The sequence below is a fragment of the Paenibacillus salivarius genome, assembly GCF_051307165.1.
In the GTDB taxonomy this organism is placed as follows: Bacteria; Bacillota; Bacilli; order Paenibacillales; family Paenibacillaceae; genus Fontibacillus.
Genome location: NZ_CP195592.1, coordinates 4,236,265 through 4,253,563, shown reverse-complemented (window position 1 = coordinate 4,253,563; position 17,299 = coordinate 4,236,265). Strand labels below are relative to the sequence as shown.

Annotated in this window: 23 protein-coding genes; 22 read left to right on the top strand and 1 reads right to left on the bottom strand. The window is 44.0% G+C overall.

The features are described 5' to 3' along the window. Positions 1–118: 118 nt before the first annotated feature. From ACSFXJ_RS19645 to ACSFXJ_RS19620, 6 genes are all read left to right on the top strand, one after another. Entirely contained in the window at positions 119–484 is a 366-nt protein-coding gene (locus tag ACSFXJ_RS19645; protein ID WP_009225510.1) for a hypothetical protein, read from the top strand. Beyond that, entirely contained in the window at positions 481–1,740 is a 1,260-nt protein-coding gene (locus tag ACSFXJ_RS19640; RefSeq protein WP_435922078.1) for a plasmid replication protein, read from the top strand. Before ACSFXJ_RS19645 ends, ACSFXJ_RS19640 begins: the two co-directional genes overlap by 4 nt. A 95-nt stretch (positions 1,741–1,835) precedes the next feature. Then, complete coding sequence (locus ACSFXJ_RS19635) at positions 1,836–2,465, top strand: hypothetical protein (protein WP_435922077.1); 630 nt, start codon at positions 1,836–1,838, stop codon at positions 2,463–2,465. 241 nt (positions 2,466–2,706) lie between these two features. Then, on the top strand, positions 2,707–3,720 hold the full coding sequence (locus ACSFXJ_RS19630) for a hypothetical protein (RefSeq protein ID WP_435922076.1): 1,014 nt from the start codon (positions 2,707–2,709) through the stop codon (positions 3,718–3,720). Between the two features lie 76 nt (positions 3,721–3,796). Further along, positions 3,797–4,834, top strand: coding sequence for a Rha family transcriptional regulator (locus ACSFXJ_RS19625; RefSeq protein WP_435922075.1), 1,038 nt, complete (start codon positions 3,797–3,799; stop codon positions 4,832–4,834). 44 nt (positions 4,835–4,878) lie between these two features. Next, a complete protein-coding gene (locus tag ACSFXJ_RS19620; RefSeq protein WP_435922074.1) occupies positions 4,879–5,319 on the top strand; it encodes a hypothetical protein in 441 nt (146 codons plus the stop codon). Positions 5,320–5,380: 61 nt separating this feature from the next. Here the strand turns inward: ACSFXJ_RS19620 and ACSFXJ_RS19615 are convergent, their stop codons facing one another. Then, positions 5,381–6,454 carry an RNA-guided endonuclease InsQ/TnpB family protein gene (locus ACSFXJ_RS19615; protein WP_249413056.1) on the bottom strand — a complete coding sequence of 358 codons (1,074 nt, stop codon included), beginning with the start codon at positions 6,452–6,454 and terminating at the stop codon, positions 5,381–5,383. A gap of 66 nt (positions 6,455–6,520) precedes the next feature. On the opposite strand from ACSFXJ_RS19615, the gene ACSFXJ_RS19610 reads away from it, so the two are divergent. From ACSFXJ_RS19610 to ACSFXJ_RS19535, 16 genes are all read left to right on the top strand, one after another. Continuing rightward, the gene (locus ACSFXJ_RS19610; RefSeq protein WP_435922073.1) at positions 6,521–8,020 is read left to right on the top strand and encodes a type IV secretory system conjugative DNA transfer family protein; all 1,500 of its coding nucleotides are present in this window, start codon (positions 6,521–6,523) and stop codon (positions 8,018–8,020) included. 68 nt (positions 8,021–8,088) lie between these two features. Further along, positions 8,089–8,907 (top strand): S1 RNA-binding domain-containing protein, encoded by an 819-nt coding sequence (locus ACSFXJ_RS19605; RefSeq protein WP_435922072.1) that lies wholly within the window; start codon positions 8,089–8,091, stop codon positions 8,905–8,907. Positions 8,908–8,959: 52 nt separating this feature from the next. After that, positions 8,960–9,631 (top strand): hypothetical protein, encoded by a 672-nt coding sequence (locus ACSFXJ_RS19600; protein WP_435922071.1) that lies wholly within the window; start codon positions 8,960–8,962, stop codon positions 9,629–9,631. Between the two features lie 107 nt (positions 9,632–9,738). Next, positions 9,739–10,779, top strand: a complete 1,041-nt coding sequence (gene recA, locus ACSFXJ_RS19595; protein WP_435922070.1) for a recombinase RecA — start codon at positions 9,739–9,741, stop codon at positions 10,777–10,779. Positions 10,780–11,137: 358 nt separating this feature from the next. Beyond that, a complete protein-coding gene (locus ACSFXJ_RS19590; RefSeq protein ID WP_036715201.1) occupies positions 11,138–11,452 on the top strand; it encodes a hypothetical protein in 315 nt (104 codons plus the stop codon). Positions 11,453–11,564: 112 nt separating this feature from the next. Beyond that, complete coding sequence (locus tag ACSFXJ_RS19585) at positions 11,565–12,476, top strand: hypothetical protein (protein WP_068779957.1); 912 nt, start codon at positions 11,565–11,567, stop codon at positions 12,474–12,476. After that, positions 12,473–12,799 (top strand): hypothetical protein, encoded by a 327-nt coding sequence (locus ACSFXJ_RS19580; RefSeq protein ID WP_020816499.1) that lies wholly within the window; start codon positions 12,473–12,475, stop codon positions 12,797–12,799. Before ACSFXJ_RS19585 ends, ACSFXJ_RS19580 begins: the two co-directional genes overlap by 4 nt. A 187-nt stretch (positions 12,800–12,986) precedes the next feature. Continuing rightward, positions 12,987–13,469, top strand: coding sequence for a hypothetical protein (locus ACSFXJ_RS19575; RefSeq protein ID WP_435922069.1), 483 nt, complete (start codon positions 12,987–12,989; stop codon positions 13,467–13,469). Beyond that, positions 13,466–13,894, top strand: coding sequence for a single-stranded DNA-binding protein (gene ssb / locus ACSFXJ_RS19570; RefSeq protein ID WP_435922068.1), 429 nt, complete (start codon positions 13,466–13,468; stop codon positions 13,892–13,894). The genes ACSFXJ_RS19575 and ssb overlap by 4 nt, the downstream gene beginning before the upstream one ends. Next, entirely contained in the window at positions 13,894–14,574 is a 681-nt protein-coding gene (locus tag ACSFXJ_RS19565) for a RecB family exonuclease (RefSeq protein WP_435922067.1), read from the top strand. Before ssb ends, ACSFXJ_RS19565 begins: the two co-directional genes overlap by 1 nt. Positions 14,575–14,592: 18 nt before the next feature. Then, positions 14,593–15,474: a hypothetical protein gene (locus ACSFXJ_RS19560; RefSeq protein ID WP_435922066.1), complete on the top strand. Its 882-nt coding sequence runs from the start codon at positions 14,593–14,595 to the stop codon at positions 15,472–15,474. Positions 15,475–15,548: 74 nt separating this feature from the next. Further along, the gene (locus ACSFXJ_RS19555; RefSeq protein ID WP_009225497.1) at positions 15,549–15,701 is read left to right on the top strand and encodes a hypothetical protein; all 153 of its coding nucleotides are present in this window, start codon (positions 15,549–15,551) and stop codon (positions 15,699–15,701) included. Then, entirely contained in the window at positions 15,643–16,032 is a 390-nt protein-coding gene (locus ACSFXJ_RS19550; protein ID WP_110945314.1) for a type II toxin-antitoxin system PemK/MazF family toxin, read from the top strand. Before ACSFXJ_RS19555 ends, ACSFXJ_RS19550 begins: the two co-directional genes overlap by 59 nt. A 100-nt stretch (positions 16,033–16,132) precedes the next feature. Beyond that, complete coding sequence (locus ACSFXJ_RS19545; protein ID WP_435922065.1) at positions 16,133–16,492, top strand: hypothetical protein; 360 nt, start codon at positions 16,133–16,135, stop codon at positions 16,490–16,492. 136 nt (positions 16,493–16,628) lie between these two features. Next, entirely contained in the window at positions 16,629–17,117 is a 489-nt protein-coding gene (locus ACSFXJ_RS19540; protein ID WP_009226417.1) for a JAB domain-containing protein, read from the top strand. Beyond that, a complete protein-coding gene (locus ACSFXJ_RS19535) occupies positions 17,114–17,278 on the top strand; it encodes a hypothetical protein (RefSeq protein WP_179231838.1) in 165 nt (54 codons plus the stop codon). The genes ACSFXJ_RS19540 and ACSFXJ_RS19535 overlap by 4 nt, the downstream gene beginning before the upstream one ends. Positions 17,279–17,299 lie beyond the last annotated feature (21 nt).

Here is a 17,299-nt window from a genome sequence, read left to right as displayed (position 1 = left end):
TTAGAAGAGCAACGTAGAAGATTGATAAGAAGATGAACAAATACCGTTCAATAGCCTCTACCCTCAATTGGGTAGGGGCTTTTTTGTTTTGCTAAAGGTTGAAGGGAGGTAGACGATCTTGATGAGCAGAGAAGCCATTTTGGATGCGCTACTATCGGCTACTGCTGAGAACGAAAATATGATGTGGATGTTGGCAGCACTTAGAATGGCAGAACGACCTGTACAGAAGGAGCAGCTAAGGGATGTAACCAACGCCTTGTACAAAAAGATACATCCTGATGTAGAGCAGGAGAAGTTGCCGATTAGATCAAGGCATTTGCTGGATGAAGCGGCAGCGATGTTAGAAGGAGCATCGCTGGTTCAGGTAGCTGAAGTAGCAAAATCCAAGCGATACACATTATCCCCATTAGGGGAAGAACTACTCAACTATAGGCAATATAAGCTGATGCAAGAACGAATCAAACGAAAGGGAGCGGAGCAATGAATATCAGTTTGAAGTATGGTTTTCTGGGGTTAGGGATGGGAGGAACTTCAATTGCTCATGCATGTGCTGGGATACGGTTATCTGCCAAAAGTGAGCAGCGTCCTTATACGGCCTTATTGATTAACAGTAATGAGATGGATCTTCTCAAACTGCCAGATTATCCGAATATCAAGAAAGTGATCTTATCGGGATATGAGCGCGGTGTAGGGAGGGATATTCAGCTTGGGCAGGAAGCATTCAATGTTCACAAGGAAACTATTGCAGAGACACTGCAGAGCTTCTTTAATGACAGGGATTATATTTTTATTTGCTGTGGTTTAGGTGGCGGCACAGGAACGGGTTCGGTTATTGAAGCTATTCGTTTACTGCACGCAAAGGGCTTTGCAGGCAGATTTGGCCTGCTGCTAACGTTACCACGGCGTAACGAAGGCAGGAGGGTATTGGATAATGCCTTGCAGCGTCTGCAAGTGATTAAGAGAGCGATGCAAGGGTTGGGCGCTATCATTGTAGTGGACAACGAAAAGCTGTTTCAAACTGGCCTGAGTCAAAGTCAGAGTGTAGAGGACTTCATGAAATCGTGTAATCGGCATGTAGCACGTCTGCTTCATGATCTTAACACTGTTACTGCCAGCTACAAGCCATACGGCAGCTATCATTTCGACAGTTCCGAGTGGCTCAATATGCTGAGGACTGGTGGATGTTTGCATATCGCAAAATGCACATTGCCTGCTCAGACGGTTGATCTCGCTTCTCCGGTCACTTACATGGAAGCCCTGAAACAAAGTGTACTAAACGGGGAGCTGTCAGCCGGTTACGATCTACAGGATGCAACCAGTAGCGCGGTCAGTATTGTAGCAGATGGTTCTACGGCTAAACGCTTGTTTACTCATACATTTGTTGAGCAGATTCAATCGTTTCTGCATGACAGTACGCCCATTCTCGATGAGAATCCAGTAGCTACCTATGTAGGAGATCAGCTAGGGCAAGTAACCATCTATACGGTATTTGCCGGACTCAATTTTCCAGACAGTGTTAAAAAGCTAACGGAAGAACTGACCGAACTGGAGCGCAAAGCGGAAGAACGCACTCAAAAAACGGATGCCATTGCAGAAGCGCTGGCAGGGATTAAACCTCAAGAGAAAAAGGCAGCAGTTGATTTGGAGTCATTACTTTCAGTGGCTGAGCCAGCTTCAGCCCCGGCCCAAGAAGAGGGGGAATTCAAAGACCCGTTTGATTTTTTAAACAACTTGAAGTGATACGCTTCAAATAAACTCTTGTGAAGCAGAAGAAGTGAAGTTTTTCTATTTTTTTACTGTTAAGTGATGCACATAAGAAAAGGAGAGTGAAGCAGATGTCATTTTGGGAGGATCAAGCTCGAAATAAAGTTGAAGAGGTTGAGGAAATGTACCGCCAAACAGTGGGGCTGTCTTTTAAATTAGGAAAGTCTCTGGCAGAATGGCGAACGATGCTACCTGAAAGTACATCTCCCGATCCCAAGGCTTATCCACCTTGTATTTATAACACCTTCATGTTAGGCGAATATTCGGTATATCAGTTCTCGTATCAGGGGATGCTGCCACTTTACTCTAAGGAAAAGCAATACAAAAATCAGATTAAAAACTATTACACTCAGGCAACAATGGAAGCAATAAAAGCTTCTCAAATAGAAACTCCAGTCTTGAAGTCGGCATTTATTTATATCTGTCATTTTTTTGAGGATTTATTGATCCGTGATCTGGACAATCGTAACCGTAGCGCAATAATAAACGCGATTCGATATGCTGGATTGATCAAAGATGATTCATGGAAGGAAATAGAAATTATGGAATCTGGATTCTTGGATGTTAATCGTAAAAACCATGTTCAAGTCTTTGTTACACCTTCCCAAAATGCTTTGAAGATGATTGAAAATATTCGTGAAAAGTACCGGGCCGGCCATGATTTTTCGGGTATGTTTGAACCCGATAAACACCCCCTATGAGTTGAACCCGTTATTTTCGGAAAGAACTTCTTAGAAATAAGTGCTGGATATTGGATTGTACCCGATACGAAATCAAGGCTGGAGCGGAAAGGTGGGAAGAGGCTACCGCGAAACGCAGTTGAGCGTTAGACTCTGAGCACCCCGTCCTACGCCCCCCGTCCATTAACCCATAAACCGTCCCTGACAAGACGATGTGTCTTAGAATGCGGGGCAGTAAATTTCCAGCAGAAAGGAGGTAAACATGCCAAGACAACGTGAATGGACAGACCGGGACCTGAGTATATTGCAGGAACTGTATGAACTACGGGAAATGACGAAGAAGCAAATTACGATGAAGCATTTTGCCAGTGAGAAGTACGCACATAAACGGTTATATATCATGAAGAAGGAAGGACTCATAACTACGAATGTGTTTGGTAAGAGAACCGCAGGTCGAACAGTCACGGCGGCGTATGTACGATTAACCGAAGCGGGAATGGATTTGTTAATAGAACGCGGCTTATTGGACGGCAAGAACTATCGTGCACGGGATTTGGGGCTGTCAATTCAACAGCGGCAGTACATTACGGATGCGAACGAGCTATTCGTGCAGATCCCCGAAGTGCCGTATATGGACTCTCGCCAAATCAAGCGCAAATACAATCTCAACCGCGGTAATCTAACGGTCGGCGGGTTCAGAAGTGACAAAGGCGATTATATGATCTACATCCTAATGCCCGATGCCAGGGAACAAACGCTCATCAAGATCATCAACGAGATCAAGAAGCATATGAAACTAAGAGGATTCCTGGTTTATTACAAGAGCGAGTCCGTTAAACATGCTTTTGAAACCATGAGTGAGAAGCTAAATTTAGTTACAGGTGGTATCCCGGTTCACTTGCTGCCGTTCAATGAGTGGGGGATTCAAATCACAAGGGAATACATCCTGACAAACACGTTTTTAAGGCTACAGAAATTACTTGAACCGTATGGAGAACTGAAAGAAGTTGGCCATTCCAGCAAATACGGATTTGAATACGGACTGGTGCAAAAAGAACGGATTGGTCCGTGGAAAGACCCCTATGTCATCGAACTCCTGACGATGAACATGATGACTTTGAAACGATGTTTAACCAACTACTCCATAGGTGTAAGCCAGACAGTAGGACGACGAGTCCTGCTTTTTTGTTATGAGGATGAAGTCGAACGCTATAAGCAGGAGTTATCAAGTGCAGCACATGTGGATATTGTGGGCATCTCGAAGGAACTACTTTAAACGAGGTTTTGAAATGGGTGATGCCATCGAAATCATAAGCAGAGCATAGCATTCCAATTTGAAAGGAGTTTTAAATATGCAAGAGTTAGTTTATTTAGAGAACGGTAAACCAGTGACGGACAGTTTGGTTGTGGCAGAAGCTTTCGGAAAACGACATGCTGATGTTTTGCGTAGTATTGATAACTTGGAATCATCAACAGAATTTAACGAACGCAATTTTGCGTTGGTTGACTATAAGGATTCTAAGGGGGAAAAACGTCGCAAATATATCATTACGCGAGATGGCTTTACGATCTTGGCTATGGGCTACACCGGAAAGCAAGCGATGCAATTCAAGGAACGATATATTCAGGAATTTAACCGGATGAGTGAAATGCTTCAGAAGTGTGAGAAGCTGTCGCCCAAAAATCAAAAGCACGGAGAATCAGGGATTCCGCAGTTTGATTTACAGAGAAATTGGGAGTGGAAGCCCAATTCAACATTTTTGAGTGAGGTATTGGATTTTCCAGCCAAAGGAACGTTACTTCGCTCCATTGGAGATATTGGGGCAATTGAGCATGAACAGATGATTAAATTATTTAAGGTGGAACAAAAGCATGTTCATTCGATGATTTCCCGAGGTGAAATTATACAACATGAGCTGCTGGCAGAAAGACAAAGGTATATTGTCTATACATTGGGGCTAGGGGGCAGCGAAAGAATAGGCCAGCCGCCGACACGAATTGAAAACTGGTCGATCTCAGATGTGATTGAGAAGTTGGTGTTTTTTGAATTCATAAGATACTTGGAAAATGGGGCTTCATCTTCCAAATTCAAGATCAAAGCAGCTCCATCTCCATTTGTCGGAAGTATTGTATATCCAAATGAGGAATGCAAAGTGCTTGTTCTGCAGCGTCCCATTACTTCGTTTGAAGTACCAGAAGACGATGGAACAATAGTCTATGCCCTGTATCCTAACGAGGAATACCTGAGACCACTACATGGACAATTTGGTTGGCTACAGGAATTTCCCTATTCGACCTTTATGCCTGTGGAGATTTTCCGGCGATTAAGTTTGATGGCTATTTCACGTAACGACTCTGATCCGTTTGAGTTTCTGAATTATCTGCCATGATCAGATTCATAAACTTATTGCTCACTCTTGGCGGGTGGGCTTATTTGTATTGGCGCTTACCGGGTTGGCCGTTATTTATTCCATGGTCACTTAGCATCATCAGTTTCATCGTCTATTTGTACGGGTGGGTGTTGGAACGCAAGAATAAGCTGATCTATTTCTTCACAAGCCTGCTTTGGGCGGGAATAGCACTGAGTCTTAGGCTGAAAGAGGAGATCATAGCCTCTTCCTCTTTTCCATTGTCGGTAACAGGAACGGTGCACACAGCCTTTATAGCAGCACTCATTTTGTCCTCGTTCCTTACTTTTGCCAATTACAGACTCGAACACAATTTGAAAAACCGTCGAGGCAATGTGAGCAAGCAACAACTTGTCCATGTCAAACCTACGGCAGCCGATCGTTGGAAAAGTTTTAAACGTCTATTTATTTCCTCCAAGACAGAGATTCGACTGAATTTGGGTGAAGAAATACCTATGAAGGATTGAGGTCATAAACCACACGGCTAAAGCCGTGAGCTTGCAGCTAGAATAAATCTGCCGCGTTTGGCTATATGACAGTAGCCCTGCTCGCAATGATACGAGCAGCCACATTGTCGGCTGGAGCAGCGTACCCACAGCATTGACAATGGAATGTATCTCTGGTCGCTCGGTTCTTTTTGTCGATCAGTCCGCATTCCGGACATGTTCGGGATGTGTTGCGCGGATCAACCAAAACCACTGGTACACCAGCCAGTCTAGCCTTGTACTCGATAAACTGGCGAAGCTGATAGAACGCCCAAGAAGAATGTTTCGCACGCTGAGCCTTTTTAACCGTCTTCTCCGTCCGTTCCCGAATACCTTTGAGGTCTTCGAGAGCAATCATAGACCGAGTGCCTTTGGCTTTCTCAACAATCTTCTTGGAAATGCAGTGGTTTATATCGCGTACAAAACGCTGTTCTTTGCGGCGACGCTTTTTAAGCAAGCGTTTAGCAGATTTGGTGCCTTTCGCTTGCAGTTTCTTTCGCAAACGACGATGACGAGCGCGAATGCTGTTAACCTTTGAACCAGAAAATACTTCGCTCGTGGAATCAACAGCGATATTCGCAATACCAAGGTCAACGCCAATTACGCCTTCTGGCTCAAACGGTGTTCCGTCCGGCAAATCAACCACAAGGAGGAGATAAAATGATCCGTCTTGTAAAATCAAGTCGGCTTGCCCGCGAACCCTGCGGCCCTGCAATACGCCTTTGTGGTAGGCGCTAATAATCATAGGGACGTCAATGCGTCCTTCAAGTGTAAGTATAGATGCGTACTCCAGCCCTTTGAAGGACAGAATACGCTGGTCATACACGACGGCCCCAAATTCGCGGAAGGCATGGACGGACTTGCGTTCAGTTTTGTAACTTTCTGCAACCTTTCCGATAGAGCGGACAACCAACTGCGCCGACAGACCGAAGCGCTCGCGGACGTCGTAATAACAAAGCTTTTGGATACCAATTTTACCGAACGTTTTGGATTCAAAAGAAACTTTGCTGATGTAGTTACACGCTTCATTGAATCGTTTCATGGTGTCCAATAACTTTCGATGTTGTTCACTATCCGTCAACAGTTTGATCTTCATCGTGCAAAGCAAGGAAATCACCCCCCTTTGCAATCTATTATACCACAATTATTGAATAAATTAATCAATAGAAAGGAAGGTGAGAGCATGATTCAATGGGGAGGCAGTGATATGTTCACGCATATGCTTGTTGTTGGCCCTACCCGCTGTGGAAAGACAGCCACTTTACTCAAGCCCATGATTTATCAGTTGCTGCTTCTGAAGAAGAAGGGGGTTCCACTCGGACTTTCTGTTGTGGAGCCTAAAGGTGATGTTGCGGCAATGGTAGCAGAAATGTGTGATGAAATGGATATGCCCTGTGTCCATGTTGACCCCACCATAACTCATAGCGCGAGGTTTCCTGTGATGAAAGGAGATGAGGACGACGTAGCTGAAGCTACGGTTACTGTCCTTAAATCTATGTTCGGGAAACAGGAAGCATTTTTTGCTACAGTGCAGGAGCTTGCCGGACGCAATATCACCAAGCTTTTAAAACGTCTTTACTTGGATGATGTTAACCTGGGCGATGTACTCCGAACGATGCGAGATCAACGAATGCTGGAGGATAAGGTACAGGAACTTCGTTTTAAAGAGGGTGAATCCGATCTGGTTCAGTTTTTTCAATCCGAGCTACTTGGAGCGCAGAAGGAAAAATACCAGCAGTTCGTCATCGGTCTTCGCGCCCAGCTTGAGAACTTAACGTCTAACCGGCATTTGGAGCCAATCTTGACTGGACAATCCGATTTCGACATGGACAAGCATTTTGCTTCTGGCGGTGTATTAGCCGTAAATACGGCCATGGGTAAATTGCGGAAAGCCGGGGATGCCTTTGGTCAGTTCGTTGTTATGCATTTGCAGAGCGGTACCTTCCGTAGACCAGGAACAGAGCGCACGCGCGTGCCGCATTTTATGATCGTGGATGAGTATTCCCGATATATTAATCCCGATGTGGAGTTGTTCTTATCCATTGCAGCGGAGTATCGAACAGCCGGAATATTTGCTATCCAGTCTTTGGGGCAGCTAGAAGTCGAATCTGGCAAGATCAACGCGAAGGCCATGAAGCAATCCATTATGACGAGTTGCCGAAACAAAATCGCTTTTGGCGGGCTATCTTATCAGGATGCTGTTGAATTTAGTCGGGAATTTGGGAAAAAACAAATCATAATGCGTCAAAGCACATTTAAACAGCAATTATTACTCCCTAACTTTTTGCCGGAGAACTACCGGGACACGGAAAAGGAAGAAGACCGTATTTTTTACACGCAGATGATGGATGGACTACCCAAATTCCATTACGTGGCAAAGCTTCTGGACGATGGCACACCTTTACCGCCGAAAATAGGCAAAGGTTCATTTGTTCCGAGGGACTGGAAAGAGCGACGGGAATGGGAAGTAAAGCGGCGATGGTGGAGAGGATTTGGTGCCGTAATCAAGAGCGGAGGCGCTAAACTTGAACAGGGCAATGTGGGATTAGATGTGCAGTCCAATCAAGAAACATCCATTTCTCGTTTGAAATTCATATCCGACCCTATCCAAGACGAACCACATGTAGACGAAGATGATTTCGATTACACAACGACAAAAACAGAAGAAGATCCATTTGAGTAAGAACCTCAGCGCTAATTGTGCTGAGGTTTTTCAAATATCAAAAAACAAATTGATGGAGGTTAATGAACATGAGTGAAGAGTTAAAGAAAGTGCTGATTGAAGGTTATAACGAGGAGAAGTTGGAGCAGAGCAGCTATGATGAAGGCTGGGCGCAGATTTATAGTGCCCGGCAGAATGATCTTGTATTGCAAGCTGAACTAATTGGTCTTGAGCCAAAGCTAAACAAGCTGTGTGGCGTGGTATTAGTCGGTGGAGTCAGAGGATATATCCCACAGGATTTCTCTGGTACGAAGGATGCCCATGAATTTCGGCGGTTACTTGGAGAACCCGTTGCCTTTAAGATCCTGAGCTATGATCGTGAAGGAGATACCTTCATCGCATCCCGTCAAGCAGCCCTGGAGCATATGGAAGGTTTGACATGGAAATGGCTGGAGCAAGATGCGGTAATTACAGCGGTAGTACGTAATGTTACTCCTAAGGTGTTGATGCTGGATATTGGCGGTATTACAACGGAGCTGCCGGTTCAGGAATATGGTTATGGATGGGTAGATGATCTTCGCGTAGAAGTTAGTGCCGGGGATCACCTCAAAGTAAAGGTCGTAGAATTGGATAAAGAAAATAAAATCGTGAAGGTTAGCAAGAAGGCAACAGAGAAAAGTCCATGGCCGGATTGCGCAAAACGTTATGTATCCAAAGGAACCTACAAAGGTAAGGTCTCCGGTGTAATGGAATATGGTATATTTGTTAATCTTGAGCGCGGAGTCGATGCTCTGGTTCCGCATATCCGGTTCGGAAAAGTGAAGCGGGGCGACACGGTTTATATTCGGGTCCGCGGGGTTGATCCAAAGCAAGAACGGATTTATGGACGGATTATTCCAAAAAAGTGAAAGGGGCGATTCTCGCCTCTTTCCTTACTTCGGTTTTAGAAAGGAGCTTTGTATGAAAACATCACCATTCTCAATTACACATGAATGGACGTTTAAACCTGCTTCATTTTCGGAGGAGCTTGTACCGGGATATGCTCCATTACGAGCTGCTACCGAAGCAGATGGGCTCAGATCGCTTGGTTTAATCGGCTGTATGGGAAGTGTTCAAATGGGGCGTCTATTCCAGTGGAAACGACATCAAGTCCGGCGCATGTTAGCTGAGAAGAAGCTAATTCAGCACCTGCTTCTCAAGAACAAGAACACGATACCCATCTATACGATTGGCCCGCGAGCTGCGCAATTACTCAACCTGGAATGGTCACATGAGTTCTGGAGAACATGGACAATGGAACAGATTTTGTCCCATTTAGTGTTTTTTCAGTTTTGCTGCGCCATGCGGGATAAACAAAAAGCGTTTCAAATTCATGCCGCTCCTTATCCCTTTACGGGCAGGGTTGAGATTGGAGCGGAATCCAGAAATGTATTGGTGATCCGTGGAGATACCAGTTACTTGCCTGCTTCATTACGGCACTCATCGTATCCCATTATTGTAATCTCAGAATCTCTTGAAGCGGTTATGCCGTTGAATGAACTTTTGAAGGAAGCGAAGTTACTACTGGACACTGACCTGAAACAAGAATATCGTTTCTACAGGCAGATCAAGGGAGAATGGGTAATTAAGTAAATGTCTTGGGAAAAATCTCCTTTCCTATTGAAATATGAACATATGTGTGGTAAATTGTTCCTATAAAAAGGAACATACATTCGTATTGTAGGGAGGGGTTTTGGACTATGGACAACCAAGAAAACAGACAAGCGGCACTAGAAAAGGCTATGAAGGAAATTGAGAAGTCTTATGGGAAAGGGGCTGTCATGAAATTAGGGGAGGCAGCTCATGTCCAAGTTGAAACCGTTTCGAGCGGCAATCTTGCTCTTGATATAGCTTTAGGTGTAGGAGGTTTTCCAAGAGGACGAATTATTGAGGTTTATGGTCCAGAATCCTCCGGTAAAACAACAGTGGCACTACACGCGATTGCTGAAGTACAGAAGTTAGGAGGACAAGCTGCTTTCATTGACGCCGAACATGCACTGGATCCTACATATGCTAAAAATCTGGGCGTTAATATCGACGAGTTGCTGCTGTCTCAGCCCGATACCGGTGAACAGGCGCTTGAAATTGCAGATGCCTTGGTACGAACCGGAGCGGTAGAAATTTTGGTTGTTGATTCCGTAGCGGCCCTTGTTCCTAAAGCAGAGATCGAGGGAGAGATGGGGGATTCTCATGTAGGACTTCAAGCCCGGCTCATGTCTCAAGCGATGCGAAAATTATCCGGTTCGCTTAGTAAATCCAAGACGATCGCTATTTTTATTAATCAACTCCGGGAGAAAGTCGGTGTATCGTTTGGAAGTCCGGAAGTAACTCCTGGGGGCCGTGCATTGAAATTCTATTCATCGGTTCGTCTTGATGTACGTCGTATGGAGACGATCAAATTAGGTAATGAGATGGTAGGAAGCCGGACACGTATTAAGGTCGTTAAAAATAAGGTTGCACCGCCGTTTAAGCAGGTTGAGGTTGATATGATGTATGGTGAAGGCATTTCGAAAGAAGCCACCCTTCTTGATCTCGGAGTTGAACTGAATGTGATTGAAAAATCCGGTTCGTGGTTTTCTTATGCCGGTGATCGTTTAGGGCAAGGCAGGGAGAATGCCAAGCAGTTCTTAAAGGAACATCCGGAGGTAGCTTTCAAAATCGACAGTGAGATCCGCGGATCTGAGGTAGAGCTGAAACCGGTACTGGAAGAAGCGGAAGATCGGGAATTTGCAGCCGGATAAAATGAGAACGTATGATTGCACTTTTATAATCACAATGCTATAATATTCCTGTAATTATCTTTACCTCTACACTCCCGTTTGCCGGAGACAAGAGTTGCCTGTATAGGCGATAAGTGCTGTACCTCCCCTACAAAGCTTTATAGCTGAGGATTAAAGTAGGATAAAGTCATTACCCCCCCGAAATCTCCTGTGCTGAGAACAAGGGAAGAAGAGTACCGAAAGGCTCTGATAAAGGTTAAACCGCACCCGCATGTGTAATTTAAAGTATTGATAATGAATTAAAGCCGATTTTTGCATGGATTCGTCCGTGCAGAAATCGGCTTTTTTATTTTCAAAAAAATGAAAGGGTGATCGAAGCATGTTTAAACACTGGTTCAAAAAGGACAAACGTCAAGATTCATCAGTTTCACATTATAACCCGGTTCTTCCCAATGAGAGTGAGTGGACTAAGCTCAAGCTAATGTGGGAGAAATCCAGAAATAAGCATAGCCCTTTAGAGCAAAGTCTTATTCAGGAAGAAGCAGAAGCTTTTGAACGAGTAAGGGGGATGCTTGAGGAGGCTCTTTCGCTATTGGATGATGCCTGCATTGAATCAGAAGGAATGCTCAAGGTGAGGCTTCGACAAATCTGGACTGATCTGGATGAGCTTGTGAAGACCTATACGCTTGAATAATAAAAATGTGAATGAACGTTATTTCTCTCAAAGAGAAAGGACGTTTTTTTATTTTACCTTTCTGTGCGGGTATAAATAGCACAGACGTCAAATGACGGGTGGAGGTTAAAAAATGGACTTGTCGATTATGGAAAAGGTAGTAGTTCAAGGTGATCTTTCTTCATTGAAACCCGAGGAACGTTTGATCTACTACACGAAAGTTTGTGAGAGCGTTGGACTTAATCCCCTCACCAAGCCGTTTGATTATCTGAAACTGGATGGAAAGCTAGTGCTTTATGCTAAGCGCGATGCTACGGATCAGCTTCGTAAAATTCACAAAATCAGTATCACAATAACCAGCCGTGAACGCATTGGTGATGTTTACTGTGTGACAGCTCGTGGAACGACTCAAGACGGTCGTGCTGATGAATCCATAGGTGCTGTTTCCTTAATGAAAGAGGAGAAGATCTGGGACGAGATGCGTAGATGCAAAGTCCCTACAGGAAAGATTCTCCCGTTGACAGCAGATGAACTTGCCAATGCCATTATGAAAGCCGAAACAAAAGCGAAGCGTCGGGTAACGCTGTCACTATCCGGCCTTGGAATGATGGACGAAAGTGAGATTGAAACCATTGAAGGTGCAGAACGGATTGAAGTGGGTGAGCTTGCTCAAACGAATAATCAAGTTCCGAAAAAGTTGTCTTCTGATAGCACTGCATCCAGTTCTGATCCTAAGACTACTGAAAGTAAAGGTAAGAAAAACAATTCGGGTGGAAAGCCTTCAAACTCGAATCCAAAGAACTCGGGAGAAGTATACAAGATGCTGGATATGGCAACAGGAACCTCTCCGGGCGGAGTAACATTCGCCAAGTTGAAAGTAGTCAATGTAGGGACGGGTGAAGAATCCATTGTGCTTGCCAATACAGCTGAAACGCTTGATCAGGTCAATGCGATTTCAAATAACATGCAATTTAAACTTGATTTTGAAATGAGCAATGGATTCAAAATTGTGAAATCGATTCAGTTAGTGGGTGAAGCTGCATGAGTCTGACAACCTTTACGGATGGGAAGGCACTAATCTGTGCGTTCCCATCCAGTAAGCAAAATGGCGTGTATCTCGTGAAAGTGGAGCCTCATTACAACGATTTGATTATTACGCATGACTGCCCTGCATGTCATTTCGGACACAAGCAATGCAAGCATGTTCAAATGGCTGCGGAAGTTTACGAGCGTTGGCAGTGGTGGGAACCTAAAAAGCAGATTCACACGGTTACGCGCAAAATTGTTCTTTCGTCGGAGTGGGAGCAGATACAACTTCCTCCCAGCCAAGAAGAACAATTAAGGGCAGTGATCGACCATGCTTCCTGACATTCTGGACATTGCAGAAAAGAACGGACTCATCATTAATCCGTTCTCCAAATCACGAGATGAAGTTCTCTGTAAATGTCCATTTTGCCATGAGGATTCTAAGCCGGGAAAAAAGCGAAGATACTACCTTTCTCTTAACACCAAAGACCAGGTGTTCAAATGCTGGTTTTGTGGGGAGAGTGGGGGAGTGCTTCGCTTTATTTCTCTTTTGGAGGGAGTTCCGGAAGAACAGGTCCGGCAGAGATATCGCAAACGAAAAGTGGTGCACCCTGCTGAACGCCTCAGCCGAAATCAACGAAAGTTATTGAGGCAACACACAGGAGGCAAAGAGCCTAATTGGAAGCTGATGAGAGAAAGAGATTTTGCCTATTACATGCGTTCTATGGATCTTCTTTGGGAGCAGTGGAATGAGTTTCTGGAAACAGAACGGCAAGGTGCTTATCTCTGGCTGATCATCGGGATAAAGAACTTTAAATATCAAAAGTACATTGAGCGTATCCGACAACGCGAGAAAGAAATTGAAGCTCCCTTATTGGACGATGTGCTCCAAATTTATTCTTGTTCAGTACGTCCTAAGTGGACGGAAGACGCGGAAAGATTTGTTTGCAATTTTAAATCTGTAAGTCCTGAACCTGAAAGGGCAGGCGTGAAGACGGAGGATAAAAAATGAGCTTGAACCAAGCAGTATTAATTGGAAGACTGACAAAGGACCCTGAGCTACGTTATACACCTTCTGGGGTAGCGGTGACACAATTCACATTGGCTGTAGATCGTCCCTTTACGAATCAAAATGGAGAACGAGAAGCGGACTTCATTCCTATTGTGGTCTGGAAGGCAGTCGCTGAAAATGTAGCTAACTATGTGAAGAAAGGCCACCAGGTTGCAGTTACAGGACGAATTCAGGTTCGCAACTATGAGAACAATGAAGGACGCCGTGTATATGTAACGGAGGTAGTTGGACAGTATGTTCAATTCCTTACTAACACATCTAACGGGACTTCTCAAACCGGCGATCATCAAAATTCGACAAATAATCAAGAGACCAATTCAGCCGGAGATGGATGGAACATCTCTGATAAAGATTTGCCATTCTAATGCTGTACTCTTATTCCCGGCTCTCGCTTTATGAAACTTGCCCTTATCGATTTTACCAAAAGTACATTTTGGGTAAAGACGAGCCAGTTACTAAACCACTAGCTCTTGGCAAGGCTGTTCATAAAGCGATTGAGCTAAAGATCAATGGAGTATCTGAGCATGAAGCCATTATTGAGGCAATCATTGAATCAGATTCCCATCCCGAAGTGACTTATGAAGAGATAGCATCTTTGATGCAACGTGCTCCAGAAGTCAGTGGACAAACGGAAGTTCATTTTGTACTTCCGCTTGGAGGAGGTATTCAACTCCAAGGGTATATCGATCTACTGGAAGAAGAGCGATTTTGGGATTGGAAATCAAATTGGCGACCGTACCGAGCAAATGATACAAGGCAGCTTGCTTTGTATGCTTGGGCGATTATGAAAAGAAGAGGGCTTCGGCAAGTCATGGGGACATTGTACTTTCTACGCTTCAGGAAAGCAGAGTCGTTTGTATATAACGAGTCTGATGCCAATGAAGCTAGAGAATGGGCGCTTGGTTTGGCGGAACAGATTGAATTGAAGAAGTCTTGTCTGGAATCATTCCCGGATATGGCTTCTTCTTTGTTTCCTTCCACGCCGGGCAGCCAATGTAAGCATTGTCCGTTTGTGCTGGAGTGTTATCAAAATTCGAAAAATTAAGTTGAGAGGATGAGATAAATGAGTCATTTTACAGTTGCGGTGATTACAGAGTCGTTGGATAAAGTTGAGGATTTGCTGGCTCCTTATCAAGAAAACAACATGGGAGATTGTCCAAAAGAGTATCTGGAGTTCCATGATGTTGAAGAAGAGTACCGCAAGATTTATGAAAATGAGTCTTTAGAACGAATTCAATTGGAAGACGGGCGTATCGTATCGCCATATGATAAGGTATTCAGAAAAGTAACTCCAAGTGGCAGTGTAATCGGATATGAAGTGCCGGGTCACTTAAAACGAGTTCAGATTCGATATACGGAAGTGTATCCTTCTTTTGATGATTTCATGGTCGAATACGTAGGGTACACATCACGTGATGAAGAAACAGGAAAGTACGGTTACTGGGAGAATCCTAATGCTAAATGGGACTGGTATTCCATTGGTGGCAGATGGTCAGGTTCACTTTTGCTGAAGTCGGGAGAACGAGCGGATGCTGCTCAAATTAAGGATATCTTCTTTATTGAGCAAACCGATCATGAGGGCCTCACCGTAGAGGTTGAGGGGTATCAAGTACCAGCATCTCTTGCACCAAAATTCGAAATTATGGTGGCTGAGGCAACTAAAGCTTGGGAAGAAATGCTGGCTGGAAAAAGCCTTTACCGTCCGGAATATATCTTTGAAAGATACGGAGATAAGCAATCTTATATTCGTGAAATGTTGAGTTTTTCAACCTACGCGGTGATTACACCGGATGGAGAGTGGCATGCCAAAGGGGATATGGGATGGTTTGGTATGGGTTCTGAAACGCCAGAAGAAGCGCGCAATTTCAACAAGTCATACTATGAAACGTTTATTAAATCCTCTAATCCTAACCACTATCTGGTCGTAGTGGATTGCCACATTTAATTACTGATACATTGATGTTCTCCTTCCGTTTGGTTACAATGAGCTTAACAATACCGAGCGGAAGGAGGATCGTCATGAACAAGGAGGAAAAGTCAGTGGAGAACACGGGCAACGTTGCTAAGAAAAGTGCACCTATTCCGAAAGATGTCACTGTATTAGGACCAGGCTATGAGTGGTGGTTTGAAAATACTGAGGACGATGTTTATGACGAGAAGTATCGGGACTAGGTATTGTCGTGGAGATATTTGGGTGGCTAAGTTTTCGTACTATGAAGATCCAACTCAATATAAAATGAGACCTGTAATTATCATTTCAAACGATATGCTAAATGAATCGGACGATGTTATTATTTTAGCGCCGATCACCAGTGCGCGTCCTCGAAATGATTATGATGTTGTTATAGATTATTGGGAAGACGCTGGCTTGGATCGCGCTTCGTGTATTCGTGTTTCTAAGCTAACTTCTTTTCATAAGACATTTTTAAAAGTGAAGATAGGTACATTGCAATCCACTGATTTAGAAAGTGTATTGCGTGTAGCAAGTTCAATGTTTGTTTGACTGTATAATTTAAAAAGACGAACAATTTCCTTCAGGGGATTTGTTCGTCTTTTTTCTTTTTATTTTATTAAGCAGGCCAAAAATGAGGAGAGTGTATTAAATGACTACAGGAGTAATTGAGAAGTTGACAGAGGAAAAAGCAATCGAGTTAGCACTGGAAATAGAACGTACTGAAGCAGCGCTGAAGAAAATGAAAGAAAATTTAAAGGCTTATGTTGATGATAATGGGCCGCTTCATGCAGGAGACAAAGTTTGGGGATACAGCATTTCGACTTCTTGGCAGTTTGGAGCCGATAGTTTGAAGGAACTGGCCGTAGCGATTACAGCAGAAGGAAAGAATGCTTGGGAGTTCCTTAGTCTTCCGGCTACTTCGATTAAGAAGCTCGGCTGGGATGAAGCTGCTTTGTCCCAATATGGCACGTTGAAAGAAACGAAGCGTTTCGATTCGAGAAAAGTCTAATTGCATCTTTAGTTCTCAGAGTAAATTATGGTTCGAGATAGTTATAAATAATTTCGCCTCTCGCCCGGCGTTAAACGGCGGTGTTTATTTCCGACACCGCCGTAAGGCGGCTCGGGGTAAACGGGAAGGAGTAAAAATGAAAGATTTTATGGTGATGGAATCTCAGTTGAATGCATTGCCACCTAGAAGACGCAAACAGGCTGAGAAGTTGCTTGAACTGATTCGAAAAGTGATGGAGGGGGAGAAAGATCACTATATCCATACACCAGCCGATGTTTTTCAGGCTGTGGCTACCGATTTAGTTGGATTAGATAAGGAACATTTTATGATCCTTATTTTAAATACAAAGAATCGAATTTTGTCTAAAGAGGTTATCTCTATCGGTACGTTAAACTCCGCAATCGTGCATCCTCGTGAAGTCTTTAAACCTGCAATCATTAAAGGAGCTGCATCCATTATTTGTGTGCATAATCACCCTTCAGGTGATCCTGCTCCTAGTTCTGAAGATAAGAAATTGACCGAAAGACTAATACAAGCTGGTGAAATAATTGGCATCGATGTCCTGGATCATGTTGTTATCGGAACGGAAGGATATGTTTCTTTAAAGGAGCAGGGCATGATATGACAGCCAAGGATCGCTTTTTAACTGAGCTTTTGAAGAGGGATGGTAAGGAACGGTGGGTAGCTGCGTTGTTGCTTGCTGCCCCTCCTGAAGTTTTGAGTACAGTTACGGTGAAAACTTTGCGCAAGGAAGGAAAGGTGGTTATGAATGCTTCTAATAGCTAATGAAATTCAGGGAGAAGGTGT